Annotated in this window: 22 protein-coding genes; 10 read left to right on the top strand and 12 right to left on the bottom strand. The window is 66.6% G+C overall.

Features of this window, described 5'->3' with window-relative positions:
- Window positions 1-38: 38 nt before the first annotated feature.
- Entirely contained in the window at window positions 39-680 is a 642-nt protein-coding gene (locus Q0053_RS00920) for an ATP-dependent Clp protease proteolytic subunit (protein WP_298095067.1), read from the top strand.
- A 524-nt stretch (window positions 681-1,204) separates the two neighbouring features.
- Entirely contained in the window at window positions 1,205-1,522 is a 318-nt protein-coding gene (locus Q0053_RS00915) for a hypothetical protein (RefSeq protein ID WP_298094743.1), read from the top strand.
- Window positions 1,523-1,531: 9 nt separating this feature from the next.
- Here Q0053_RS00915 and Q0053_RS00910 read toward each other — a convergent pair whose 3' ends face one another.
- Complete coding sequence (locus Q0053_RS00910; RefSeq protein WP_298094740.1) at window positions 1,532-2,173, bottom strand: HAD-IB family hydrolase; 642 nt, start codon at window positions 2,171-2,173, stop codon at window positions 1,532-1,534.
- A gap of 189 nt (window positions 2,174-2,362) precedes the next feature.
- On the opposite strand from Q0053_RS00910, the gene clpX reads away from it, so the two are divergent.
- Together clpX and lon are read left to right on the top strand one after the other, a co-directional pair.
- Complete coding sequence (gene clpX, locus Q0053_RS00905; RefSeq protein ID WP_298094737.1) at window positions 2,363-3,637, top strand: ATP-dependent Clp protease ATP-binding subunit ClpX; 1,275 nt, start codon at window positions 2,363-2,365, stop codon at window positions 3,635-3,637.
- Between the two features lie 252 nt (window positions 3,638-3,889).
- Window positions 3,890-6,298 (top strand): endopeptidase La, encoded by a 2,409-nt coding sequence (gene lon, locus Q0053_RS00900; RefSeq protein WP_298094734.1) that lies wholly within the window; start codon window positions 3,890-3,892, stop codon window positions 6,296-6,298.
- 203 nt (window positions 6,299-6,501) lie between these two features.
- On the opposite strand, the gene Q0053_RS00895 is transcribed toward lon, so the two are convergent.
- The 5 genes from Q0053_RS00895 to Q0053_RS00875 form a co-directional block, all read right to left on the bottom strand.
- Window positions 6,502-7,197 carry a pirin family protein gene (locus Q0053_RS00895; protein WP_298094731.1) on the bottom strand — a complete coding sequence of 232 codons (696 nt, stop codon included), beginning with the start codon at window positions 7,195-7,197 and terminating at the stop codon, window positions 6,502-6,504.
- 78 nt (window positions 7,198-7,275) lie between these two features.
- A complete protein-coding gene (locus Q0053_RS00890) occupies window positions 7,276-7,536 on the bottom strand; it encodes a BrnA antitoxin family protein (RefSeq protein WP_298094728.1) in 261 nt (86 codons plus the stop codon).
- A complete protein-coding gene (locus tag Q0053_RS00885) occupies window positions 7,526-7,783 on the bottom strand; it encodes a BrnT family toxin (RefSeq protein WP_298094726.1) in 258 nt (85 codons plus the stop codon). The genes Q0053_RS00890 and Q0053_RS00885 overlap by 11 nt, the downstream gene beginning before the upstream one ends.
- 25 nt (window positions 7,784-7,808) lie before the next feature.
- Window positions 7,809-8,894 carry a chorismate synthase gene (gene aroC, locus Q0053_RS00880; protein WP_298094723.1) on the bottom strand — a complete coding sequence of 362 codons (1,086 nt, stop codon included), beginning with the start codon at window positions 8,892-8,894 and terminating at the stop codon, window positions 7,809-7,811.
- 8 nt (window positions 8,895-8,902) lie between these two features.
- Entirely contained in the window at window positions 8,903-9,628 is a 726-nt protein-coding gene (locus Q0053_RS00875) for a DnaJ C-terminal domain-containing protein (protein WP_298094721.1), read from the bottom strand.
- Between the two features lie 87 nt (window positions 9,629-9,715).
- Between Q0053_RS00875 and pdxH the strand changes: the two genes are divergently transcribed.
- Window positions 9,716-10,390 (top strand): pyridoxamine 5'-phosphate oxidase, encoded by a 675-nt coding sequence (gene pdxH, locus Q0053_RS00870; RefSeq protein WP_298094719.1) that lies wholly within the window; start codon window positions 9,716-9,718, stop codon window positions 10,388-10,390.
- Between the two features lie 16 nt (window positions 10,391-10,406).
- Here the strand turns inward: pdxH and Q0053_RS00865 are convergent, their stop codons facing one another.
- Together Q0053_RS00865 and udk are read right to left on the bottom strand one after the other, a co-directional pair.
- A complete protein-coding gene (locus Q0053_RS00865) occupies window positions 10,407-11,033 on the bottom strand; it encodes a TetR/AcrR family transcriptional regulator (protein WP_298094716.1) in 627 nt (208 codons plus the stop codon).
- An 84-nt stretch (window positions 11,034-11,117) separates the two neighbouring features.
- Entirely contained in the window at window positions 11,118-11,765 is a 648-nt protein-coding gene (gene udk, locus Q0053_RS00860; RefSeq protein WP_298094713.1) for a uridine kinase, read from the bottom strand.
- Window positions 11,766-11,910: 145 nt separating this feature from the next.
- Between udk and Q0053_RS00855 the strand changes: the two genes are divergently transcribed.
- Together Q0053_RS00855 and Q0053_RS00850 are read left to right on the top strand one after the other, a co-directional pair.
- Window positions 11,911-13,545 carry a long-chain-fatty-acid--CoA ligase gene (locus tag Q0053_RS00855; RefSeq protein WP_298094710.1) on the top strand — a complete coding sequence of 545 codons (1,635 nt, stop codon included), beginning with the start codon at window positions 11,911-11,913 and terminating at the stop codon, window positions 13,543-13,545.
- A 4-nt stretch (window positions 13,546-13,549) separates the two neighbouring features.
- Window positions 13,550-14,239, top strand: a complete 690-nt coding sequence (locus tag Q0053_RS00850; RefSeq protein WP_298094707.1) for a DUF1499 domain-containing protein — start codon at window positions 13,550-13,552, stop codon at window positions 14,237-14,239.
- Window positions 14,240-14,242: 3 nt separating this feature from the next.
- Here the strand turns inward: Q0053_RS00850 and Q0053_RS00845 are convergent, their stop codons facing one another.
- Window positions 14,243-15,142: an MBL fold metallo-hydrolase gene (locus tag Q0053_RS00845; protein ID WP_298094704.1), complete on the bottom strand. Its 900-nt coding sequence runs from the start codon at window positions 15,140-15,142 to the stop codon at window positions 14,243-14,245.
- Window positions 15,143-15,199: 57 nt separating this feature from the next.
- Here Q0053_RS00845 and Q0053_RS00840 point away from each other — a divergent pair, with 57 nt between their 5' ends.
- Window positions 15,200-15,346, top strand: coding sequence for a hypothetical protein (locus Q0053_RS00840; protein ID WP_298094701.1), 147 nt, complete (start codon window positions 15,200-15,202; stop codon window positions 15,344-15,346).
- A gap of 21 nt (window positions 15,347-15,367) precedes the next feature.
- On the opposite strand, the gene Q0053_RS00835 is transcribed toward Q0053_RS00840, so the two are convergent.
- The gene (locus tag Q0053_RS00835) at window positions 15,368-15,766 is read right to left on the bottom strand and encodes a TIGR01244 family sulfur transferase (RefSeq protein WP_298094698.1); all 399 of its coding nucleotides are present in this window, start codon (window positions 15,764-15,766) and stop codon (window positions 15,368-15,370) included.
- A 2-nt stretch (window positions 15,767-15,768) separates the two neighbouring features.
- Window positions 15,769-16,284 carry a hypothetical protein gene (locus Q0053_RS00830; RefSeq protein ID WP_298094695.1) on the bottom strand — a complete coding sequence of 172 codons (516 nt, stop codon included), beginning with the start codon at window positions 16,282-16,284 and terminating at the stop codon, window positions 15,769-15,771.
- A 292-nt stretch (window positions 16,285-16,576) separates the two neighbouring features.
- Here Q0053_RS00830 and Q0053_RS00825 point away from each other — a divergent pair, with 292 nt between their 5' ends.
- Window positions 16,577-19,543 (top strand): TonB-dependent siderophore receptor, encoded by a 2,967-nt coding sequence (locus tag Q0053_RS00825; protein ID WP_298094691.1) that lies wholly within the window; start codon window positions 16,577-16,579, stop codon window positions 19,541-19,543.
- Window positions 19,544-19,687: 144 nt separating this feature from the next.
- Window positions 19,688-20,221, top strand: coding sequence for a hypothetical protein (locus Q0053_RS00820; RefSeq protein ID WP_298094689.1), 534 nt, complete (start codon window positions 19,688-19,690; stop codon window positions 20,219-20,221).
- A 34-nt stretch (window positions 20,222-20,255) separates the two neighbouring features.
- Here Q0053_RS00820 and metH read toward each other — a convergent pair whose 3' ends face one another.
- The gene (metH, locus tag Q0053_RS00815) at window positions 20,256-22,922 is read right to left on the bottom strand and encodes a methionine synthase (RefSeq protein ID WP_298094684.1); all 2,667 of its coding nucleotides are present in this window, start codon (window positions 22,920-22,922) and stop codon (window positions 20,256-20,258) included.
- Between the last annotated feature and the right edge of the window lie 159 nt (window positions 22,923-23,081).

Below are 23,081 nucleotides of genomic sequence, written 5' to 3'. Positions count from 1 at the left end.
CGGTGAGTCGTACCCGAATGCATCCCGAGAAGGCCCACATGCGCGATCCCATCGAACTGATGAACATGAACCTCGTCCCCATGGTGGTGGAGCAGTCCAGCCGGGGCGAGCGCGCCTTCGACATCTTCTCGCGCCTGCTGCGCGAGCGGATCATCTTCCTGACCGGTCCCTTCGAGGACGGCATGGCCTCGCTGATCTGCGCCCAGCTGCTGTTCCTGGAATCGGAAAATCCGAAGAAGGAAATCTCCATGTATATCAACAGCCCCGGCGGGCAGGTTTCGTCGGCGCTCGCGATCTACGACACCATGCAATACATCCGCTCGCCGGTTTCGACCGTCTGCATGGGCATGGCGGCCTCGGCCGGTTCGCTGATCCTCGCCGCCGGTGCCGCCGGCCAGCGTGTGGCCCTGCCGAACGCCCGCATCATGGTGCACCAGCCCTCGGGCGGCTTCCGTGGCCAGGCCTCGGACATCGAACTGCACGCCGCCGACATCCGCTACACCAAGCGCCGCCTCAACGAGATCTACGTCCACCACACCGGCCGGACCTATGAGGAAGTCGAAAAGACCCTCGACCGCGACCACTTCATGAGTGCCGAGGACGCCAAGGCCTGGGGCGTCGTCGACCACGTCTACGACCGCCGCGAACAGGCCGAGGGCGACGGGATCAAGACGGTCTGATCCTTCCGGCCGGATGGCCGGGCGCAGGTCTGACGTGTATGTGAGTGGCGTTTTGGTTGCATCTCCCTGATGAGGCGGGTGGTCGGCGCACCAAACCGGTTTCGATCCTGGTTTCGGCCTGCCACCCCGGCAGGGGCCGCCGCAGAGGATTTTTGGCCCAATGTCAGCAGGACCGGGGATCGGGTTCGTATATGAATCAAGTCGGGTAGGCGGGCCGCGCCTTTCGGCCTTCATTTCAAAGCCGGTTCTGAACAGCGCGATGAGTTGCTGGACCTGCGAGATACGGCTGGAATCGGACACCGCCTGCGTCCGGAATGTGCACGGGGCCAGCAGTCTTCAGGCGCTCGAGCTGGCTGCCGGCATCCTGCCTTCGCTGATTCAGTCGCTCTTCCCGGGCGAAGCGTTCACGGAGTGCGGCGCACCCGTCGTCTTGCCTTCGCAAACCTGGCCAGCTCACTGAAGCACCGGCCTTTGGCGGCGCAACCGCTGGGCCCTGAACATTTTCTTTGTGCTATCAGGACGCCATGCAGACGCGAGACAACACCGGGACCGTCGGGATCGACGGCGACATCTACCATTGGGAGCTGCGGCGACAGCCCCGGCCGCTGAGCGGCGGCAAGTGGGAGGGGATCGCCGTGACCCTGCGCCTGGACGGTTTCAAGCGCGAGGCCATTGTGCAATTCCCGCCGCCCCTGCGCCCCAATGGACGCCCGGACACGGAAAAGCAGTTCGTGAATCCGGACCACATTCGCAACGCGGTGACGGCGGTGATCGAGGCCGGCTGGAACCCGACGTCGCGCGGCAAGCCCATGGTCTTCGATGTGGATGCCGAAGGGCACTGACGCGCCGCGTCAGCCCTTGAACCGCCGGAATCCGGCCTCGTCCGCCATGGCCAGCATCTCGGTGTCGCCGGTGGTGTCGCCATAGGCCGCCGTCAGCAGCATATCGTCCCCGAAGGCGGCCCGCAGGCGTCGCACCTTTTCCTCGCCTCGGCAGTTCGGGCCGGCGAACGCGCCCGTCACCCGGTCCCCGCTGTCGAAGACCAGCGGTGTGCCCAGCAGGGCCTCCGCGCCGAGGCGTCGGGCGAACGGTGCCACGGTGATGTCGGGACTGGCGGTGACGATCACCCGGAAGGCCCCGCGGCGGCCCCAGTCATGCCAGCAGGCAAGGGCGTCATGGCGCATGAAACGCGGCCAGACCTGGCCGGCGAAGGCCTCGGCGTCGGCCTCCAGCCGGTCCCGGGGCACGCCCTTCAGGAATTCCCGCACAGACGCGGCCTTGAGACGTCCGCGGTCACGGTCCGCCACATAGGCGGCGACATCCGGCGTCAGCCTCGCCAGGCCCTTCAGCCAGCCGCGCCCGCCCGCCCGCCACCGCAGGAAGCCGGTGAAACTGTCGCGAACCGTCAGCGTACCGTCGAAATCGAAGGCGACGATGGCCTGTTCCTTACCCGGCGGCTGGTGAATCAGGGCCGGGCTTCCCATGTCAGACATTCGCCGCGATCTCTCTCAACACTGCCCGTTCGGTTTCGGACTTCCGTGTAGCCTGGTCGGGGTTGTGGCGGACCCCGGTATGGGTGATTGTCAATTTTTGAAGACCTTTGCGCCCATCGTCAGGGAATCAACGCGAAGGATGCGCGTCAGCCCCATATCGGGGTGAACCGCGGGAGTGAGAAGACCTCGATGACCAAAGCCGCCGGCACCGACGCCAAGAGCACGCTTTACTGCTCATTCTGCGGGAAGAGCCAGCACGAGGTGCGCAAGCTCATCGCCGGGCCGACCGTGTTCATCTGCGATGAATGCGTCGAACTGTGCATGGATATCATCCGTGAAGAGCACAAGATTTCCTTCTCCAAGGCCAAGGACGGCGTGCCGTCGCCCAAGGAGATCCGCGAGGTACTTGACGACTATGTGATCGGCCAGAGCCACGCCAAGAAGGTGCTGAGCGTCGCGGTCCACAACCACTACAAGCGGCTGAACCACGCGACCAAGAACAACGACGTCGAACTGGCCAAGTCCAACATCATGCTGATCGGGCCCACCGGCTCGGGCAAGACGCTGCTGGCCCAGACCCTGGCCCGCATCATCGACGTGCCCTTCACCATGGCCGACGCCACGACCCTGACCGAAGCCGGCTATGTCGGTGAGGACGTCGAGAACATCATTCTCAAACTGCTCCAGGCCTCGGACTACAATGTCGAGCGGGCCCAGCGGGGCATCGTCTATATCGACGAGATCGACAAGATTTCACGCAAGTCGGACAATCCCTCGATCACCCGCGACGTCTCGGGCGAGGGCGTGCAGCAGGCCCTGCTCAAGATCATGGAAGGCACCGTCGCCTCGGTGCCCCCGCAGGGCGGCCGCAAGCATCCGCAGCAGGAGTTCCTGCAGGTCGACACCGCCAACATCCTGTTCATCGTCGGCGGCGCCTTCGCCGGTCTGGAAAAGGTGATCACGGCGCGGGGTGATGGGGCCTCGATCGGTTTCGGCGCCAAGGTCAAGGAAGTCGACGAGCGCCGCACCGGCGACATCCTCAAGGGGGTCGAACCCGACGATCTGATGCGGTTCGGCCTGATCCCCGAGTTCATCGGCCGTCTGCCGGTGCTGGCGACGCTGGAAGACCTCGACGAACCGGCCCTGGTCACCATCCTGACCGAGCCCAAAAACGCCCTGGTCAAACAGTACAAGCGTCTGTTCGAGATGGAGAATGTCGATCTGACCTTCACCGACGACGCCCTGACCGCCGTCGCCAAGAAGGCCATCACCCGCAAGACCGGCGCCCGCGGCCTGCGTTCCATCCTGGAAGGCATCCTGCTGGAGACGATGTTCGAACTGCCGACCTTCGAAGGCGTCGAGGAAGTGGTGGTCAATGCCGAGGTCATCGAGGGCAAGGCCCAGCCGCTGCTGATCTATTCCGAGACCAAGTCCAAGAAGTCGGCTCCCGACAGCGCGGCCTGATCCAGACGGCTAATGAGACGGGAAGGGCGGGTCCGGCGACGGATCCGCCCTTCTTTTTGGCGGCCTGTGCCGGCCGCCTGTGGACGGAAGACGGCCTTCACTGTCCGTCACGCTTGAACCGGGCCGTTCCTGAACCACATACTCCTCCGAAGGCCGCCGAATGGCGGGCCGAGTCGAAACGGCGGGGCACAGGCGCTCCGCACGCCGCCGCGGCGGGTCCGAGATCAACGAGGACCCTGTGAGAGTTGCATCATGTCCGAGACCCCTGGTTTGACCAGAATTCTGCCCGTCCTGCCGCTGAGAGACATCGTCGTCTTTCCGCACATGGTCGTTCCGCTGTTCGTCGGCCGCGAAAAGTCGGTCAAGGCGCTCGACGAGATCATGAAGGGCGAGAAGCAGATCCTGCTGGCCACCCAGCGGAACAGCGTCGATGACGATCCTGCGGCCGACGCCATCTATCCGATCGGGGTGCTGGCCACCGTGCTGCAGCTGCTCAAACTGCCGGACGGCACCGTCAAGGTGCTGGTCGAGGGCAAGAGCCGCGCGCGCCTGACGAAATTCACCGATCGCACCGACTATTTCGAGGCGGAAGCCGTCGAGATCGCCGATGAGCCGGGCGAACCCGACCAGTCGGAAGCCCTGTTGCGCGCCGTCATCGAGCAGTTCGAAAACTATGTGAAGCTGAACAAGAAGGTCCCGCCCGAGGCCCTCAGCTCCATCCCCCAGATCACCGATCCGTCCAAGCTGGCCGACAGCGTGGCCGCCCATCTGTCCGTCAAGATCGGCGACAAACAGGGGCTGCTGGAAACCATCGCCGTCCCGGAACGGCTGGAGAAGGTCTACGGCCTGATGGAGGGTGAGATCTCCGTGCTCCAGGTCGAGAAGAAGATCCGCTCGCGCGTGAAGCGCCAGATGGAGAAGACCCAGCGCGAATATTATCTGAACGAGCAGATGAAGGCGATCCAGCGCGAGCTGGGCGAGACCGACGACAGCCGTGACGAGATCATGGAGCTGGAGAAGCGCATCCGGAAGACGCGCCTGTCAAAGGAAGCCCGGACCAAGGCCGAGGCCGAGGTCAGGAAGCTGCGCAACATGAGCCCGATGTCCGCGGAATCGACGGTGGTGCGCAACTACCTCGACTGGCTGCTGTCGATCCCCTGGGGCAAGGCCAAGACGAAGGCCATCGACCTCAGCAAGGCCGAGGCGATCCTCGAGGAGGACCACTACGGTCTCGAGAAGGTCAAGGAACGGATCATCGAATATCTGGCGGTCCAGGCCCGCACCAATACCCTCAAGGGGCCGATCCTGTGCCTCGTCGGCCCTCCGGGCGTCGGCAAGACCTCGCTGGCCAAGTCGATCGCCAAGGCCACCGGCCGGGAATACATCCGCATGTCGCTGGGCGGTGTGCGCGATGAGGCCGAGATCCGTGGCCACCGCCGGACCTATATCGGCTCCATGCCGGGCAAGATCATCCAGTCGATGAAGAAGGTGAAGACCACCAACGCCTTCATCCTGCTGGACGAGATCGACAAACTGGGCGCCGACTGGCGCGGGGACCCGTCCTCGGCCCTGCTCGAGGTGCTGGATCCGGCGCAGAACAATGCCTTCGGCGACCACTATCTGGAGGTCGATTACGACCTGTCGAACGTCATGTTCGTGACCACGGCCAATACGCTGAACATGCCCCAGCCCCTGCTGGATCGCATGGAGATCATCCGGGTCAGCGGCTACACCGAGGACGAGAAGGTCCAGATCGCCCTGCGCCACGTCCTGCCCAAGGTGACGGCCGAGAACGGCCTCAAGCCGGCGGAATTCGTCGTGCCTGAGGACATGGTCCGCGACCTGATCCGCTACTACACCCGAGAAGCCGGCGTGCGTTCGCTGGAACGCGCCCTGGGCGGCCTGGCCCGCAAGGCTGTGCGGGAAATGGCGCGCGAGAAGACGCTGTCGATCACCATCGATGCCGAGAAGCTGGCCAAATACGCGGGCGTCCGGAAATACCGCTACGGCGAGACCGACGAGGAGGATCAGGTCGGCATCGTCACCGGCCTGGCCTGGACCGAGTTCGGCGGCGAGATACTCACCATCGAGGCGATCAGGATGCCGGGCCGCGGCCGCATGACCGTGACCGGAAACCTCAAGGAGGTGATGAAGGAGTCCATCTCCGCGGCCGCCTCCTATGTCCGGGCCCGCTCGCTCAGCATCGGCGTCAAGCCGCCGATGTTCGAGAAGACCGACATCCACGTTCACGTGCCGGACGGTGCGACACCGAAAGACGGCCCCTCTGCCGGTGTGGCCATGACGGTCGCCATGGTCTCGGTCCTGACCGGTATTCCGATCCGCAAGGACATCGCCATGACCGGCGAGATCACCCTGCGCGGCCGGGTCACCGCCATCGGCGGCCTGAAGGAGAAGCTGCTGGCGGCCCTCCGCTCGGGCATCAAGACGGTGCTGATCCCCGAGGAGAACGAAAAGGACCTCGCCGACGTGCCCGACAATGTGAAGGGCGGGCTGGAGATCATCCCGATCAAGACCGCCGACGAGGCCCTGAAATGGGCCCTGACCGGCGAACTGACCCCGGTCGAATGGGACGAGGCCGCCGACCCTCTGCCGGCCGCCCAGCCGCCCCAGGACCCGGGCGCGGCGGTCGCCACGCACTGACAAAAAACCCCGCCCGGAGCGATCCGGGCGGGGTTTTTCATTTTCGATCTCCCTTCCCCGTCATCCTCGGGCTTGACCCGAGGATCGGAGGCCGAGGCGGTCTGGGCGGCGTCCATCGGCCCTGAGGTCGCCGGGCCGGCCCATCCACCGCGCACCGTACAATCCGGCCCTCGGGTCAAGCCCGAGGGTGACGACCGTCAAGGTCAGAGCGAATCCACCATCACCAGTTCCGCATCGTCCTTCGCCGTGATCGTGATCTCCGCCTCGTCCTTGATCGCCGCGCCGTCGCGGGCGTTCAGGGCCGTACCATTGACGTCCACCGCGCCGACCGCCGGCACCAGATAGGCCCGACGCCCCTCGGCCAGCGCATAGGTCAGACGCTCGCCCGCCTTCAGCGTGGCGCCCAGCACCCTGGCGTCGGCGTTGATGGTCAGGGCGTCATCGCCCGGATCGCCCGAGGCCAGCACCGAGAATTTGCCGCTCCGGTCGCTCTTCGGAAACTCCCGGGCACCCCAGCTGGGCGTCGCGCCGCGCTTGTCGGCCTCGATCCAGATCTGGAACAGCGTCGTCATCTCGTTCTCGAGATTGAACTCCGAGTGCCGCACGCCTGTGCCCGCGCTCATCACCTGCACGTCGCCCGCGCCGGTGCGGCCCTTGTTGCCCATGGAATCCTCATGGGTGATGGCCCCGGTGCGGACATAGGTGATGATCTCCATGTCGGCATGGGGGTGGGGCGGAAAGCCTGACTTGGCGGCGATCTCATCGTCATTCCAGACACGCAGCCGGCCCCAGCTCATGCGGGCGGGGTCATAGTAGTTGGCAAAGGAGAAATGGTGCTTTGCGTTCAGCCAGCCGTGGTTGGCGCCGCCAAGGGTGTTGAAGGGTCGAACGTCGATCATGGGGAAGCTCCCGGGATTCCGAGGGTTAGGAACCTCGCTGGCGGCCATATAGGCAACAGTGTCGGTGGCGGAAAGAGATCAGTTGCGCGGCATGGCCTTGCGCAAGGCGTCGTTCATCCTGACCTGCCAGCCTGGACCTGTGGCGCGGTAGGAATCCAGAATATCAGCATCAACGCGCAGCGAGATGGGGCGTTTGGTCGGGGCTTTCTGAACGCTGCGAACGCGGGTGCGCGGAAACGCGGCCAACTCTTCGGTCGAAAGTGTATCGGGCCCCTTGGCTCTCGCGAAATCGGCCTCGGTCCAATCCGGGTTGTCGTCGAGGCGAGCTTCATCTGACATGGCGTCTGAACTCCTTGGCATGGGCGCGGCGAAGGCTGATGGCTCGGATGCGGCCATCCCGGACCGCATAGGCCAGATAGTAGGTCTTGCCGTCGATCAGCCCATAGGCACGACGCCGACGTTCTCCATAGTCCCGGCGGTCATCATCGAAGACGGCGATCAGTTCGAAATCATTGGCGCGAGACAAGGATATCCCGTGCTTCTCAATGTTCATCGTGTCCTTGGCCGGATCGAAGAGAACGTCCATTGTATATACGATTTGATGTTGAAGCTCAACCCACCTGCGCTCGATGCCTCAGCATCGCATCCGCCAGCACACAGGCCGCCATGGCTTCCACCACCGGCACGCCGCGCAGGGCCACGCAGGGGTCGTGCCGCCCCTTGGTCCGCACCTCGGTCTCGGTCCCGTCGCGGGTGATGGTCTGGCCCGGCGTCAGGATGGAGGAGGTGGGCTTGAAGGCCACCCGCGCCGTCAGCGGCTGGCCGGTCGATATGCCGCCCAGCACCCCGCCCGCGTGGTTGGACAGGAAGACCGGCCGCCCGTCCTCGCCCAGCCGCATGGCGTCGGCATTCTCTTCGCCGGTCAGTTCGGCCGACCCGAAGCCCGCGCCGATCTCGACGCCCTTGACCGCATTGATCGACATCATCGCCGCCGCCAGTTCGGCATCCAGCTTGCCATACAGCGGCGCGCCCCAGCCGGCGGGCAGGCCTGTCACCTCCAGCGCGACCACGGCGCCGATCGACGAACCGGCCTTGCGGATACCGTCGAGATAGGTCTCCCAGGCCGGGACGACCGCCGCCGAGGCCGCGAACAGGGGGTTGTCGTACACCGCGTCGAAATCGACCGCCTCGGGCGCGATCCGGTGCGGTCCCAGCTGGACCACCCCGGCGCGGATAGAGACGCCGTCGCCCAGCACCTTGCGCGCCACAGCCCCCGCCGCCACCCGCATCGCCGTCTCGCGCGCCGAGGAGCGGCCGCCGCCGCGATGATCGCGCACACCGTATTTGGCTTGGTAGGTGTAATCCGCGTGGCCGGGTCGGAAGGCGCGGGCGATCTCGCCATAGTCCCTGGACCGGGCGTCCTCATTCCCGATCTGGATGGCGATCGGCGCGCCGGTAGTCACCGGGCCGTGGCCGTCGTCGAAGACGCCCGACAGGATGCGCGCCGTGTCGCTCTCCTGCCGCTGGGTGACGAAGCGGCTGCCGCCCGGCTTGCGCCGATCCAGCCACGGCTGCAGGTCGGCCTCGGTCAGGGGGATCAGCGGCGGGCAGCCGTCGACGACACAGCCGATCGCCGGCCCGTGGCTCTCGCCCCAGGTGGTCACGCGAAACAGATGGCCGAAGGTGTTGTGGGACATGCGACGACCTAAGCCGCCAGCCGGTCCGGCGTCCACAGGCGTGTGAAGCGGATCAGCAGATCCTCTGCCGCCGAGGGCGCGTCCTCGGACGGCTCCAGCGTCACGAACAGATGGCCCTGTGGACGCGATCCACGCGCCGGCAGGCCCAGCCCCTTGAGCCGGAGCCGCAGCGGCTGATGCCCGGCGACCAGCCAGGCCGAGCGCAGTCCGGCATGGGTCTCGATCTCCAGCCGCCCGCCATCCGCCAGCAGGCGATGGGGAACGGGGCAGGTCATGTAGAGGTCATCGCCCATGGCGCTCAATCCATCGGCGCCGCGCACCAGGACCGGCAGATACAGGTCGGTGCCATCCTCGCCCGCCGCCCTCAGCCGGAGATGCTCGGCGGTGCGCAGACCTGCGGGGACCCGGACGCGCAGGGTCCGCCCGCCCAGCCGGACCTCGGCGGTGCCACCGTTCAATGCATCGAGCGGGCTGATGGCCAGCACCGGCGCGGCCGGCGGTGGCGTCGCGGGAGCCGCCAGCGCCAGGGGCGTGGCCTGCCGCTGGATCAGCCGCCAGGCGGCGATGGTCTTGCGAAACCGCGCCTCGCTTCCGCCTGCGGCCTCTGGCCGCGCCGCCTTGATGGCGATGCGGAACGCGGCGGTCAGCGCCTCGCCCTCCACCGGGCCGGTCAGGCCAAGCAGGGCATAGGCCTCGCGGGTCGAGACGACTTCGGGGTGCGATCGTGCGCGCATCCGCGCACTAAGACTCCCGGGATGGTCAAGGCCGGGTTAACTGCGAAGCCTCTCCCCAGCGGGGCCGCGAGGGTCTATCTGCAATCCATGACCGCATCCGTGATCCCACCCAGCCCGACCCGCGAGGAATATGCGGAGCACTATGCCGCCGCCCTGGCCGCCAATGGCGACGAGACCATCTTCGACCGGGCCGAGCCGATCGGCCTGTTTATAGAATGGCTGGGCGACGCGAAAAGTACCGAGCCCAACGACCCCAACGCCATGGCCCTGTCGACCGTGGATGCGGCGGGCACGCCCGACAGCCGGATGGTGCTGCTCAAGGACGTCGATGCCGGCGGTTTCACCTTCTATTCCAACCGCGAGAGCGCCAAGGGGCTGGAACTGGCGGTGCATCCCCGCGCGGCCCTGCTGTTCCACTGGAAGTCGCTGAGGCGTCAGGTGCGGGTGCGCGGCTCCGTCGAACCGGTCACTGTCGCCGAGGCCGACGCCTATTTCTCCAGCCGCGCCCGCGAGAGCCGGCTCGGGGCCTGGGCCTCGGACCAGTCGCGGCCGCTGGACAGCAGGGCGGCACTGGAAGCCGCCGTGGCGCGCGAGTCCGCCCGGTTCGACGGTCAGGACGTGCCCCGGCCGGAGCACTGGACCGGCTGGCGCGTCGTGCCTGACAGCGTGGAATTCTGGCGCGACCGGCCGTTCCGCCTGCACGACCGGCTCAGGTTCGACCGCGCGGGCGCGGACTGGACGAAAACGCGTCTCTGGCCCTGATCCGGCCCCCGGGCCGTCAAGTGCCGTAGCGCGCGAGGAAGGTGGCGACGGCGTCCTCCACAATCTCCGTAATCGTGCGCCGGACCTTGACCTCGTCACCGGTGACCAGGGGCACGAAGAAGACCGGGTGCTCGATCATCCCCATCAGATTGCCTGCGGCCCATGATGGGTGGTCAATCGGTTTCAGGGCTCCCGCCTTCGATTGGGCGATCAGGATGGTGATCAGGGTCGCGCCGAATGCCTTCCGGCCGTCCTCGAAGAACCGGATGGCGACATCCTGGAAGCGGGGGCGCTCGGCCATCACGAGACGGAAGACAGAGCGGACGAAGGGGTCGCTCATGAACTCGGCATAGGCTGCGGCGAAGCTGGTCAGCTGCTGGCGGGCATCGCCCTCGATGGCCCCGAGCCGGGCCATCTGCAGCGCAAAATCCTCGGCCGCGTCGCGGATGACCGCCGCGAACAGCTGGGCCTTGCCCTCGAACAGGGCATAGAGGGTCGCCGTGGAAACCCCGGCTTCGCGTGCGATCGGCTCGATCCGGGTCGCCGCATAGCCCTCGCGGACGAAGGTCTTGCGGGCATGTCGCAGGATCGCCTTGCGTTTGGGGTCGAGAGGAAGCGCGGGTAAGACGCCGTGTGCTTGCATGGAATGGATCGCTCGCGAGACCGCCACAGCTTGGGGGGTAAGCCCGCCGCGGGTCAAGGGCGGGCCGGACTCCGGTCCGCGAACTCAAGCCCTGATGAGCGGCGAGAGCAGGGGGTGGGCCAGCACGGGGGCGGCCAGCCGGACCACGGCCTGCGGGTCCTCCAGCCGCACGGCAGCCGTTGCATCGGCGACGATGAAGTCGGCGTTCACCCGGGACGGCTCGGTCAGCCGCTCGTGGCCCGGGCGCACGGTCGTCAGGTATTGCGCGATCACGGACTCCGGCGTGCGGCCGCGCTCGGTCTGGTCGCGCAGCAGGCGGCGGATGAAGCGGATATCGGCCGGCGTGTCCACAAACACCCGGATGTCGAACAGGGCGACCAGTTCCGGGTTGCACAGCAAATGGGTGCCTTCGATGATGACCACCCCAGCGGCCCGCACCGCTTCTCCGCCCGGCTCCCGTCCGTGGTGGATGAAGGAATAGATCGGGGCCACAATGTCCCGCCCGGCCTTCAGCTCGGTCAGGTCGCGGATCATCAATGCGTGGTCGCGCGCGGTCACATCGTCGAAGTCGAAGGTCGCAGCATCAAAGTCAGGCAGGCTGGCCGCATCGCGATAGTAGGAATCCTCACGCAGCAGGACCGCCGTTCCGGCGGGGAGGGCCGAGACGAGCGCTTCGGCGAGCGTGCTCTTGCCGGAGCCCGAGCCGCCGGTGATCGCGATAAGGATGGGCATCCGCCGCTTCTAGGGCTGCGGGCCGGGTTTCGCCAAGTCCTTCGGACGCGGGGGGTGACCTGACGTCACGTTGCTTATCGTCCATCCCGCCGATACCGTAAGCACCAAGCGCCTCGCAAAGCAGGTGCAGGCTTGAGGGATAGCGATGCTTGGACTGATGCAGGACTGGCCGTTGACGGTCGACAAGATCCTCGACCACGCGAAGAATTGGCATGGTCATCGGGAGGTCGTGACCCGGTCCGTCGAGGGACCGATCGTCCGCACGACCTATGCCGAGATTTTCGCCCGGGCCAAACGGGTCACCAGTGTCCTGAAAGGCTGGGACATCAAGGTCGGCGACCGCGTCGCCACCCTGGCCTGGAATACCAGCCGCCATATGGAGGTCTGGTACGGCATCATGGGGATGGGTGCGGTCTGCCACACCCTGAACCCGCGCCTGTTCCCGGAACAGCTGATCTACATCATCAACCACGCCGAAGATAAGATCATCTTCGTCGACCAGACCTTCATCCCGCTGCTGGAGGCCATCCTGCCGCACTGCCCCACGGTGAAGCGGGTGGTGGTGATGACGGACGAACTGAGCATGCCGGCGACCAAACTGCCGGGCGCTGAATGCTATGAGGCCCTGCTGGGGTCGGCGTCGGAAGACGTGGTCTGGGGCGATTTCGACGAGCAGACGGCCTGCGGCCTCTGCTACACGTCCGGCACGACCGGCAACCCCAAGGGGGTGCTGTATTCGCACCGGTCGAACTTCATCCATACCCTGCTGGGTATGCAGTCGACCGTGCTCGGGCCGTCGCCGAAGGAGGTGATCCTGCCGGTGGTGCCGATGTTCCACGCCAACGCCTGGGGTATCGCCTTCGCCGGCCCGGCGTCGGGTGCCAAGCTGGTCATGCCGGGCGCGCGCATGGACGGTGCCGCCATCTATGAGCTGATCGTGTCCGAGGGCGTGACCTTCTCCGCGGCCGTGCCGACCGTCTGGCAGATGCTGCTGACCCATCTGCGCGAGAACAATCTGACCATTCCGACGGTCAAGCGCGTCATGATCGGCGGCTCGGCCGTCCCCGAAAGCCTGATCCGGGCCTTCCACGACGAGTTCGGTATCGAGGTGATCCAGGGGTGGGGCATGACCGAGACCTCGCCGATCGGCACCATCTCGATCCTGCCGCCCGAACTGGCCGCCCTGCCTTATGACGAGAGCATGAAGTGGCGGGTCAAACAGGGCATGCCGCCGCTCGGCGTCGAGCTGAAACTGAAGAACTATGCCGGGCAGGAGATGCCCCACGACGGCACGACCTATGGTCGGCTGATGATCAAGGGCCCCACCATTTCGGGGGCCTATTTCAAGGGCGAGGGTGGTGACATCCTCGACCACGAGGGCTTCTTCGACACCGGGGACGTCTCGACCATCGACGAGCATGGCTTCATGCAGATCACCGACCGCGCCAAGGATGTGATCAAGTCCGGTGGTGAGTGGATCAGCTCGATCGAGATCGAGAACATCGCCGTCGGCCACCCCCGCGTCGAACTGGCGGCCGTAATTGGTGCCGCCCATCCGAAATGGGATGAACGGCCCGTCCTGATCGTCAAGCTGAAGCCCGGCGAGGCCCAGAACAAGCAGGAGCATCTCGACTTCCTCCAGGGCAAGATCGCCAAATGGTGGATGCCCGACGATGTGGTGTTCGTGGATGACATCCCGCTCGGTGCCACGGGCAAGATCGACAAGAAGCTGCTTCGCGAGCGGCTGAAGGACTACCGCCTGCCGACGGCGGCGGCCTGAGGCGATGGCACGCCGCACGCCCGGAGCCGGTCGGGTCCAGGCGCTGGCGGCGCTGACCGTCGCTGCGCCGGTTCTCGTGCTGGTCGCAGCCCTCGGGACGCGGCTCGGGGCCTGGCCGGTCGGGATCGGCTATGACCTGCTGACGCTGAAGGCGGCCTGGTATCTGTCCCTGGCGGGGGCCGCCGCAGCCCTCGGTGCCCTGGTCCTGGCGCTCGGGAATATCCGCAGATCGGGCCTGACGGCGCTCGCCGCCGTCCTCGTCGCCGGCGCGACCGTCGGCGGCTTCGTCTGGCAGAAGGCCCGTCTGGCGGCCGGCCCGGTCGAGAATATCAGCACCGACCTGGCCGAGGTTCCGGGCTTTGGCGACCTCGGCGAGGAGCGGGGCGGGCAGGGGCCCGGTCCGGCTGTGGGCCCGGAGGCATGCCCCGGTGCCCTGCCGGTGATGCGCCAGATCGCGCCGACGGCGGCCATCTATGCGCTTGAACAGGCCGGCTTCACCCTGCGCGGCGCCGGTGTGGGTCGGGCTGACGGCAGCCGGGAAGGCTTCTGGTTCGGCTTCGACCACGACGCCGTGATCCGCATCCGCCCCGGACGCACCGACATTCGCGTGGCCGCCCGCGACCACCGGCCCCACGGCGGCGAGGCCTGCCGAATGGCGACGGCGATCAGCGAAACCCTGCGCGCGGCAGGCTGAGGCTCAGGCCAGGGCCCAGTCGGCATCCAGGCTCGGCTTCGGCGTTGCCCGGGCGATCCCGGCTCGTTCCAGCGCGATCAGATGCGCCCAGACCGACAGGCTGGCCGCCGGCCACAGCCGTGAATCCACCGCCGCATAGAGGACCGGAACCATGTCGGCGATCCGCCGGTCCCCGGCCGCCAGCCGGGCCAGGACCTGCGCCTCGCGGCCCAGACGGTGTGCCCGGTAGGCGGCGAGAAACGGCCCGGGTTCCGTGATCGGCGCGCCGTGCGTCGGCCAGAGGGTCTCGAAGTCGCGGGCGATGACCGCCTCCAGGCTGGCCATATAGGCGGCCATGTCGCCGTCGGGCGGGGCCACGACGGTCGTGGACCAGCCCATCACATGGTCGCCGCTGAACAGGGCATTTTCCTCGGCCAGGATGAAGGCCAGGTGATTGGAGGCGTGGCCGGGCGTGGCCATGGCCTCGATCGTCCAGCCGTCGCCCACCAGACGTTCGCCGCCGGTCAGAAAGATGTCGGGCTGAAAGGTCTCGTCATCCTCCTCGTCCAGCGACGCCGCGACATGGACGGTCCGCGCGGGGGGCGCGGCCAGGATCGGCGCGCCGACGGCGGCGGCAAAGGGACGGGCGAGGGGGGCGTGGTCCCGATGGGTGTGGGTCACCAGCACATGGCTGACTGACTGGCCTTCGACCGCGTGGAGCAGGGCCGCCAGATGGGCCTCATCCAGCGGACCCGGGTCGATCACCGCCACGCCCGCCCCGGCCCCGGCACGACCCACGATATAGGTCCCCGTGCCCGTGAAGGTGAAGGGTCCGGGATTGTTGGCGATCACCCGGCGGATCAGCGGTGAGACGACCTCCGTCTGCCCGTATTCGAAGGCCGGCATGGGCACGAACGGGATCATCGGGGGCGGCCCGTCCCTTGCGTCCGGACCCTGCAAACCTTCTGCGGAGTGCCCAAAGTGGCTGTTTCCATCGCCCTGGCTGTCTCAAATCGGCTCCAGACCATCGCGGCCACCCTCCTGTGTCTCATGGCGATGCAACTCGCTGTGGCGTCCTGCACGCCGGAACCGGTTCCGTATGCGGCGCGCGTGGCCGTCCTGCGCTAGCCCAGCCCTGTTGCCCGGTCTCTAGAGCGGAACCCGGCTGAGGTCGTAGCCCGCGGCTGCGGCCGCCGAACGCAATTCGTCTGCAGCCCCCCCCTTGAGGCGCTCTGACATCGCCCAGGCCGAAGCCGAACGCATGCCGGACCGGCAGAACATCACCGTCGGCACGTCGTCGGCCAGCAAGGCGGCCACCGCCGCGACCTGATCGGGTCCGGGCAGGCCGGAAACCGGGATCGAGGCGAAGTCCAGACCGGCGTCCCGGGCCGCCGCCGCCATCACCGCAGCCGCGGGCTGGCCGGGGTCCTCACCGTCCGGGCGATTGCTGATGATCCGGCCGAATCCGGCCGCGGCCAGCGCCGGCATGGCATCCGGAGCAAGCTGGGGCGCGACCGAGACAGTCGGAGACAGGGGGTGAAGGGTCATGGCTACTGCCGCCGCACCCGGACCGCCCGGCTGCCGTCGACCGTCAACAGGAAGCTGCTGAGCGCGCCCTTGCGGACGCGGACGGGCTGTCCGGGGCTGTTGCGGAAGCGGACGCGTTCTGAGTCGATCTGCCGCCATTCGCTGCCGTCCGCGAGGCGGAAGACCCAGCGGCCTTCCCCGACGGAGGAGGCGCTCTGCAGGGTCGAGTCGATCGACTCCAGTTCGACCGCACCCTCGGGGCCGAACAGCCGGGGCAGGGACGGCATTTCAAACCCGAACAGCTGTCGGCGGGTCTCGGCGACCCCGGCGCGGTCGATCACCACCAGGTCGCCCTGGCGTTCGGCCGAGTCCAACGCTCCGGCCGCGGTGTCGAAACAGGCCAGCCGCGCGGCATTCTCGGTGATTCCGCGGCAGGCCATCAGTCGCGCGAGGGTTTCCGGGCGCTCCTGCGGCGGTGTCGCCTGGGCCGAGAGGGTTGAAGCGGCTGCAAGCGCAGCCAGACCGGAAATCAGTGACATCGGATCAACCTCGAAAAAGACCGCCTGGGCTTGAGGGACTTCAGTCGGACAAGACGCCCCGACGGTCAACCTCCCGAACCCGCAACCGCCCCGGTGTCCGTATCGTGGCTTAAATACGACAGTCCCGCTGCGACATCGTTACACTGAGGTAATTTGGCTGGCGATTAACGGCTGGCGGAGCATACCATTCCGCAACTGCGGTCGGATTCCGTCCGCGGGGGGAAGGGAATATTCCATTTCTAAGTCCGCGACGCGTCGCTCTTCAGACCGCGTCGAACATCAGGAGACGACCTTGAGAACCCAAAAAACCCGCAACAGGCTGCTGACGACGACCATGATCGGCGGTTTCGCCGCTCTCGCCTTCGCGGCTCCCGCCATGGCCCAGGAAGCGCCGGCGCAGGACCTCGACGACGTCGTCGTCACCGGTTCGCGCATCCCGCAGGCCAACCTGGTCACGACCAGCCCGGTGACCCAGGTCACGGGCGAGGACATCGACGTGGCGGGCGTGACCCGGGTCGAGGACCTGATCTCGCAACTGCCGCAAGCCTTCGCCGCCCAGAACTCGACCGTTTCGAACGGTTCGTCGGGCACGGCCACGGTGTCGCTGCGTAACCTCGGCTCGTCGCGCACCCTGGTGCTGATCGACGGTCGTCGTATGGGCTACGGCTCGCCGAACGACGACGCGGCCGACCTGAACCAGATTCCGGAACAGCTGGTCGAGCGCGTTGAAGTCCTGACCGGCGGCGCCTCCGCCGTCTACGGTTCGGACGCTGTCGCCGGCGTCGTCAACTTCATCATGAAGAAGGACTTCGAAGGCCTGCAGGTCGACGCCCAGTACGGCTTCTACCAGCACAACAACGACTATGACGGCGTCGGCAACCTGCGCGCTGAAATCACGCGTCGTGGCCTGACGAACGCCGCCCAGTTCCGCCTGCCGGCCGACAACGTCTCCGACGGTGAGAGCCGCTCGCTGAACGTGACCCTCGGTGTCACGGCCCCCGACGGCAAGGGCAACCTGATGGCCTATGCCGGCTATCGCAACAACAACCCGATCCTGCAGGGCGACCGCGACTATTCGACCTGCTCCATCGGCGCGCCGAACGCGGCTACGGGCCCGGCGACCTACTCCTGCGGCGGTTCGGGCACCTCCTTCCCCGGCCGTTTCACCAACTTCTCGACCTTCAACTCGACCCTGGGCACCGGCCGGACCTTCGTTCCGTTCGACTCCAACACCGGCAACTACAACTTCGGCCCGCTGAACTACTATCAGCGTCCGGACGAGCGCTACACCATGGGCGCCTTCGGTCGCTATGAGGTCAGCGACAAGGCGGAAGTCTTCGCCCAGCTGATGTTCTCGGACTACAAGTCGGTCGCCCAGATCGCCCCGTCGGGCAACTTCTTCAGCACCCCCGACATCAACTGCGACAACCCCCTGCTCGGCGCCCAGCAGCGCACGACCATCGGCTGTACGGCAGCTGACGTGACGGCCGGCAACCGCCGGACCCTGTATGTCGGTCGCCGGAACGTCGAAGGCGGCGGTCGTCAGGACACGCTCGGCTATGAATCCTACCGCGGTGTTGTCGGCATCCGTGGCGAGCTCACCGAGGGCTGGAACTACGACGTGGCCGCCCAGTTCTCGCGGGTGAACATGTCGCGGGTCTATCTGAACGACTTCTCGACCACCCGCCTTGGCCGCGCCCTTGACGTCGTCAGCGTCGGCGGCGTCCCGACCTGCCGTTCGGTTGTCAACGGCACGGACCCGGCATGCGTGCCCTACGACATCTTCATCTCGGGTGGCGTGACCCAGGCCGCGCTGAACTACCTGCAGATCCCGCTGATCCAGACCGGTGAAACGACCCAACAGGTTGTCACCGCTGCCGTCACGGGTGACACGGGCTGGTCCCTGCCGACCTCCTCGAACACCATTCAGGTGGCGTTCGGTGCCGAATATCGCCGTGACTACCTCGGCTCCACGACCGACACCGCCTTCGCCACCGGCGACGGCGCCGGTCAGGGTGGCCCGACGATCGGTGTGACCGGTGATGCGGACGTCTCCGAAGTGTTCGGTGAAATCCAGATCCCGCTGGCCGATGGTCAAGCCTGGGCCTATTCGGCCTCGATCGACGCCGCCTACCGTCGTTCGGAGTACGAAAACCTCGGCACCGACACCTACAAGATCGGCGCTGACTACGCCCCGATCGAGGACATCCGCTTCCGCGCCAGCTACTCGCGCGCTGTGCGGGCTCCGAACGTCATCGAGCTGTTCGCAGCCCAGGGCTTCGGTCTGTTCGACGCCGATCGCGACCCCTGCGACGCCACCACCGGTGCCGTTGCGGCGAACTGCGTCGGTACGGCCCGTCACCAGGTCACCTCGGCCCAGTCGACCAGCGGTGCCCTCGACAGCCCGGCCGGCCAGTACAACCAGCTGACCGGCGGTAACCCGAACCTGAACCCCGAAGAAGCCGACACCTACACCTATGGTGTGGTCTGGACGCCCAGCTTCGTTCCGGGCTTCAACCTGTCGGTCGACTATTTCGATATCCAGGTCGACGGCCTGGTCTCGTCGGTCGGTGCGCTGAACACCCTGGACCTCTGCTACGGCCAGAACGACGCCGCGGCCTGCGGCCGGATCACCCGTAACGCGGGTGGCCAGCTCTGGGTCGGCACCGGTGTGGTTCAGGACCTGAACAACAACATCGGTGGTCTCGCGACCTCGGGCCTCGACTTCAACGCCAACTATGCCTTCGATTGGGAAGACCTGGGCGTTGCCAACCTGGGCTCGATGCAGCTGTCCTTCGTGGGCACCCTGCTGAACGAGCTCATCACGGATACGGGCCTGGGCACCGTGTCTTCGGTCTATGACTGCGCCGGCTTCTTCGCGAACCAGTGCGGCACGCCGAACCCCGAGTACCGTCACCGCGCCCGTGCCACCTGGCTCACCCCGTGGGACATGGACGTGTCGGCGACCTGGCGTCACTACGGCGAAGTTGAACTCGCCGTCCTGAGCGCCACCAATGGCTCGCTGAACAACGGTGGCACCCGCCTCGATCGCTACTTCGATGCGGAAAACTACCTCGACCTGGCGGCAACCTGGCAGGTGATGGATACCGTCACCCTCCGCGCCGGTGTCAACAACGTGCTGGATAACGACCCGCAGCTGTCCTACAGCGTGGGCACGACCGGCAACGGTAACACCTACCCGCAGGTCTATGACTCGCTGGGCCGTTACTTCTTCGTCGGTGTCACCGCCAACTTCTAAGGCCTGATACCAGAGACCATCTGGGGCGGCGGATCTTCGGATCCGCCGCCCTTTTTGTTGCCGGGCAGGCTGCCGCAGAAAAACCATCGGCCCTGTCCAAGCCTTGCGGCCTGACCTTCCTGTTGCGCGACCCCGGATCCCTTCATGTTCCTCAGCCTCGTCTCCGCCCTCGTCATCGCCACCCAGACACCGTCGCCCCAGGACGCCGGCGTGATTGCGACGGCCCCCCGCGACGAACTTGTTGAATCCCAACGGTTCCGCGAGGCCGTGGCCTATGCCAACCCGATGCCGCGAGGCGCGCCGGAGAGCGACTATCCGCTGGTGGCCTGGTGCGAGGCGCTGGTGAACGGCCATGTCGCGCTCGGCGAGACCCTGACCAACCGCGATCCGCTGGATCTGGACATCATCCGTCTGGGTCGGCTGGAGGCGGCGGATTTCCGTGCGGCCCTCAGTGCCGCCGAGTCGCGCCAGACCCCGGCCAGCCGCGCCGCCGCCGCCGCCGCCGCCGCCGAGGCCACCGCCCGATGGACGCCGCTGGTGGATCAGGATGAGGTCGTGCGCAGCCAGGCCTTCGGCCTGTTCTTCGGCCTGCCGGGCCGTTGCGAACACGCCGCCCGTCGTATCCGCCAGAACATCACCACCCCGCCGGCCACTCCGGCGGACGTGGGGCTGGAATAGCAACCTCCAAGCCCGAGGATGACGGCGAGGAAAGTTACGCCGCGTCGCTTCTGGCCGGGGCCGCCGGATCATAGTTGAGGATCGGCGCGAGCCAGCGCTCGGCCGTGGCCAGGTCCCAGCCCTTGCGCCGGGCATAGTCCTCGGCCTGATCCGGATCGATCTTGCCGACCCCGAAATAGTGGCTTTCCGGATGGCCGAAATACAGGCCTGACACCGATGCAGGCGGCGTCATGGCGAAACTCTCGGTCAGGGCCATACCGGCATTGGCCTCGGCCTCCAGCAGTCGGAAAAGAGTTGCCTTTTCCGTATGATCCGGCTGGGCGGGATAGCCGGGCGCCGGGCGGATGCCCTGATACCGCTCGGCGATCAGGTCCTCGACCGTCGTCGCCTCGTCCGCCGCATGCCCCCAGAGTTCCGTCCGGACCCGCTTGTGCAGCGCCTCCGCAAAGGCCTCCGCCAGACGGTCCGCCAGGGCCGTGGCCATGATGGCGGAATAGTCGTCCCCGGCGTTCTTGAACCGTCGGGCGATCTCCAGTTCGCCATGGCCGGCGGTCACGGCGAAGGCCCCGATATAGTCCTGCCCCGTGTCCGCGACGAAGTCCGACAGCGCCAGATTGGGCTTGCCGTTCGCCTTTTTGATCTGCTGACGCAGGGTATGGAAGCGGGCGATCTCCTCGGTACGGGTCTCGTCGGCAAACACCACGATGTCGTCGCCGTCGGCATTGGCGGGCCAGAAGCCGACGACCCCCTTCGCCGTGAACCATTTCTCCTCGACGATCCGTTTCAGCATCGCCTGCGCGTCCTTGAACAGATCCCGCGCCGCCTCGCCGACGATCTCGTCCTCCAGGATCAGCGGATAGCGGCCGATCAGCTCCCAGCTGGCGAAGAAGGGCGTCCAGTCGATGTGGTCGGCGAGGTCCTGCAGATCCCAGCTGTCGAAGGCGCGCACGCCGAGGAAGGACGGCTTGCAGGGCAGGGGCGTCGCCGGCTCGGGCCGGAAACGGTTCTGCCGCGCGGCCGGCAGGGACGCCCGCGCCTTGACCTCCTGCCCGCGCGCATACTGTTCGCGGATGCGGATGTATTCATCGCGCGTTTCGGCCTCGTTCTTCGCCCGTTCGGTCTTCGACAGCAGACCGGCGACCACGCCCACGGCGCGGCTGGCGTCGACGACATAGGTGGTCGAACCGCTGCGATAGCCTGGCTCGATCTTGACCGCCGTATGCGTCCGGCTGGTCGTCGCCCCGCCGATCAGCAGGGGTATGTCAAAGCCGCGCCGCTCCATCTCACGCGCCACGAACACCATCTCGTCCAGTGAGGGTGTGATCAGGCCCGACAGGCCGATGATGTCGACCTTGTGCTCGACAGCTGCGTCCAGGATCCGGTCCGCCGGGACCATGACGCCCAGGTCGATGACCTCATAGTTGTTACACTGCAGGACCACGCCGACGATGTTCTTGCCGATGTCGTGGACGTCGCCCTTGACCGTGGCCATCAGGATGCGTCCGGCCTGCTCGCGCGGCTTTCCGGCCTTTTCGGCCTCCATGAAGGGCTCCAGCCAGGCCACGGCCTGTTTCATCACCCGGGCCGACTTCACCACCTGCGGCAGGAACATCCTGCCCGAGCCGAACAGGTCGCCGACCACATTCATCCCGTCCATCAGCGGACCCTCGATGACGTGCAGCGGCCGCTCGAACGACAGGCGGGCTTCCTCGGTATCAGCGTCGATGAACTCGGTGATGCCGTTGACCAGGGCATGCTCGATCCGCTTGCCGACCGGGGCCTCGCGCCATGTCAGATCGACGACCCGGGCCACCCCCTTGTCGCCCTTGTAGTTGGGGGCGATGTCGACCAGCCGCTCGGTGTTCGAGACGTTCGTCCGCTGCGGCCGGTTCAGGATCGCATCCTCGACGGCCTCCCGCAGGACCGGATCGAGGGTGTCATAGACAGGCAGGTCACCGGCATTGACGATGCCCATGTCCATGCCCGCCTGGATGGCGTGGTACAGGAAGACGCTGTGGATCGCCCGGCGCACCGGCTCGTTGCCGCGAAAGCTGAACGAGACGTTCGACACCCCGCCCGAGACCCGCGCATACGGCAGGGTCGCCTTGATCGCCCGCGTCGCCCCGATGAAGTCGACGGCATAGTTGTCGTGTTCCTCGATCCCCGTCGCCACGGCGAAGATGTTCGGGTCGAAGATGATGTCCTCAGGCGGAAAACCGACCTCGTCCACCAGGATGCGATAGGCGCGGGTGCAGATCTCGATCTTGCGCGCGGCCGTATCGGCCTGGCCCACCTCGTCGAACGCCATGACGACGACAGCGGCCCCGTAGCGCAGGCATTTGACCGCCTGTTCGCGGAACTCGGCCTCGCCCGCCTTCATCGAGATCGAATTGACGATCGGCTTGCCCTGGACGCATTTCAGGCCCGCCTCGATCACCTCCCATTTGGAGCTGTCGATCATCACCGGCACCCGGGCGATGTCCGGCTCGGCCGCGATCAGGTTCAGGAAGGTCACCATGGCCGACTGCGAATCCAGCAGGCCCTCGTCCATATTGATGTCGATGATCGAGGCCCCGGCCTCGACCTGCTGTCGCGCGACGGCGAGGGCGGCGGTGTAGTCGCCGTCGATGATCAGCTTCTTGAATCTGGCCGAGCCGGTGACGTTGGTCCGCTCACCGACATTGATGAAGGTGGGTCTCATGATTTTTCTCCCTCTCCCCTTGGGAGAGGGCTTGAGCGCACGGCGGCGAAGCCGCCGTTCTTGCGCGAAAGGGTGAGGGGCGGATGTGTCGCTCGGCGCAAGCCGCTTTCGGATCGGTGCGACGGCTTACGCCGATGGTTCCAGCGGACCCACATCCGG

It is taken from the genome of Brevundimonas sp. (assembly GCF_027487935.1).
Lineage (GTDB): Bacteria > Pseudomonadota > Alphaproteobacteria > Caulobacterales > Caulobacteraceae > Brevundimonas.
Note: the sequence above shows the minus strand (reverse complement) of the source record. Positions and strands in the feature narration are given on the sequence as shown.

Coding starts and splice junctions, on each gene's coding strand:
- Q0053_RS00920 (WP_298095067.1), top strand. CDS start 39: ATGCGCGATCCCATCGAACTGATGAACATGAACCTCGTCCCCATGGTG.
- Q0053_RS00915 (WP_298094743.1), top strand. CDS start 1,205: ATGCAGACGCGAGACAACACCGGGACCGTCGGGATCGACGGCGACATC.
- Q0053_RS00910 (WP_298094740.1), bottom strand. CDS start 2,173: ATGTCTGACATGGGAAGCCCGGCCCTGATTCACCAGCCGCCGGGTAAG.
- clpX (WP_298094737.1), top strand. CDS start 2,363: ATGACCAAAGCCGCCGGCACCGACGCCAAGAGCACGCTTTACTGCTCA.
- lon (WP_298094734.1), top strand. CDS start 3,890: ATGTCCGAGACCCCTGGTTTGACCAGAATTCTGCCCGTCCTGCCGCTG.
- Q0053_RS00895 (WP_298094731.1), bottom strand. CDS start 7,197: ATGATCGACGTTCGACCCTTCAACACCCTTGGCGGCGCCAACCACGGC.
- Q0053_RS00890 (WP_298094728.1), bottom strand. CDS start 7,536: ATGTCAGATGAAGCTCGCCTCGACGACAACCCGGATTGGACCGAGGCC.
- Q0053_RS00885 (WP_298094726.1), bottom strand. CDS start 7,783: ATGGACGTTCTCTTCGATCCGGCCAAGGACACGATGAACATTGAGAAG.
- aroC (WP_298094723.1), bottom strand. CDS start 8,894: ATGTCCCACAACACCTTCGGCCATCTGTTTCGCGTGACCACCTGGGGC.
- Q0053_RS00875 (WP_298094721.1), bottom strand. CDS start 9,628: ATGCGCGCACGATCGCACCCCGAAGTCGTCTCGACCCGCGAGGCCTAT.
- pdxH (WP_298094719.1), top strand. CDS start 9,716: ATGACCGCATCCGTGATCCCACCCAGCCCGACCCGCGAGGAATATGCG.
- Q0053_RS00865 (WP_298094716.1), bottom strand. CDS start 11,033: ATGCAAGCACACGGCGTCTTACCCGCGCTTCCTCTCGACCCCAAACGC.
- udk (WP_298094713.1), bottom strand. CDS start 11,765: ATGCCCATCCTTATCGCGATCACCGGCGGCTCGGGCTCCGGCAAGAGC.
- Q0053_RS00855 (WP_298094710.1), top strand. CDS start 11,911: ATGCTTGGACTGATGCAGGACTGGCCGTTGACGGTCGACAAGATCCTC.
- Q0053_RS00850 (WP_298094707.1), top strand. CDS start 13,550: ATGGCACGCCGCACGCCCGGAGCCGGTCGGGTCCAGGCGCTGGCGGCG.
- Q0053_RS00845 (WP_298094704.1), bottom strand. CDS start 15,142: ATGATCCCGTTCGTGCCCATGCCGGCCTTCGAATACGGGCAGACGGAG.
- Q0053_RS00835 (WP_298094698.1), bottom strand. CDS start 15,766: ATGACCCTTCACCCCCTGTCTCCGACTGTCTCGGTCGCGCCCCAGCTT.
- Q0053_RS00830 (WP_298094695.1), bottom strand. CDS start 16,284: ATGTCACTGATTTCCGGTCTGGCTGCGCTTGCAGCCGCTTCAACCCTC.
- Q0053_RS00820 (WP_298094689.1), top strand. CDS start 19,688: ATGTTCCTCAGCCTCGTCTCCGCCCTCGTCATCGCCACCCAGACACCG.
- metH (WP_298094684.1), bottom strand. CDS start 22,922: ATGAGACCCACCTTCATCAATGTCGGTGAGCGGACCAACGTCACCGGC.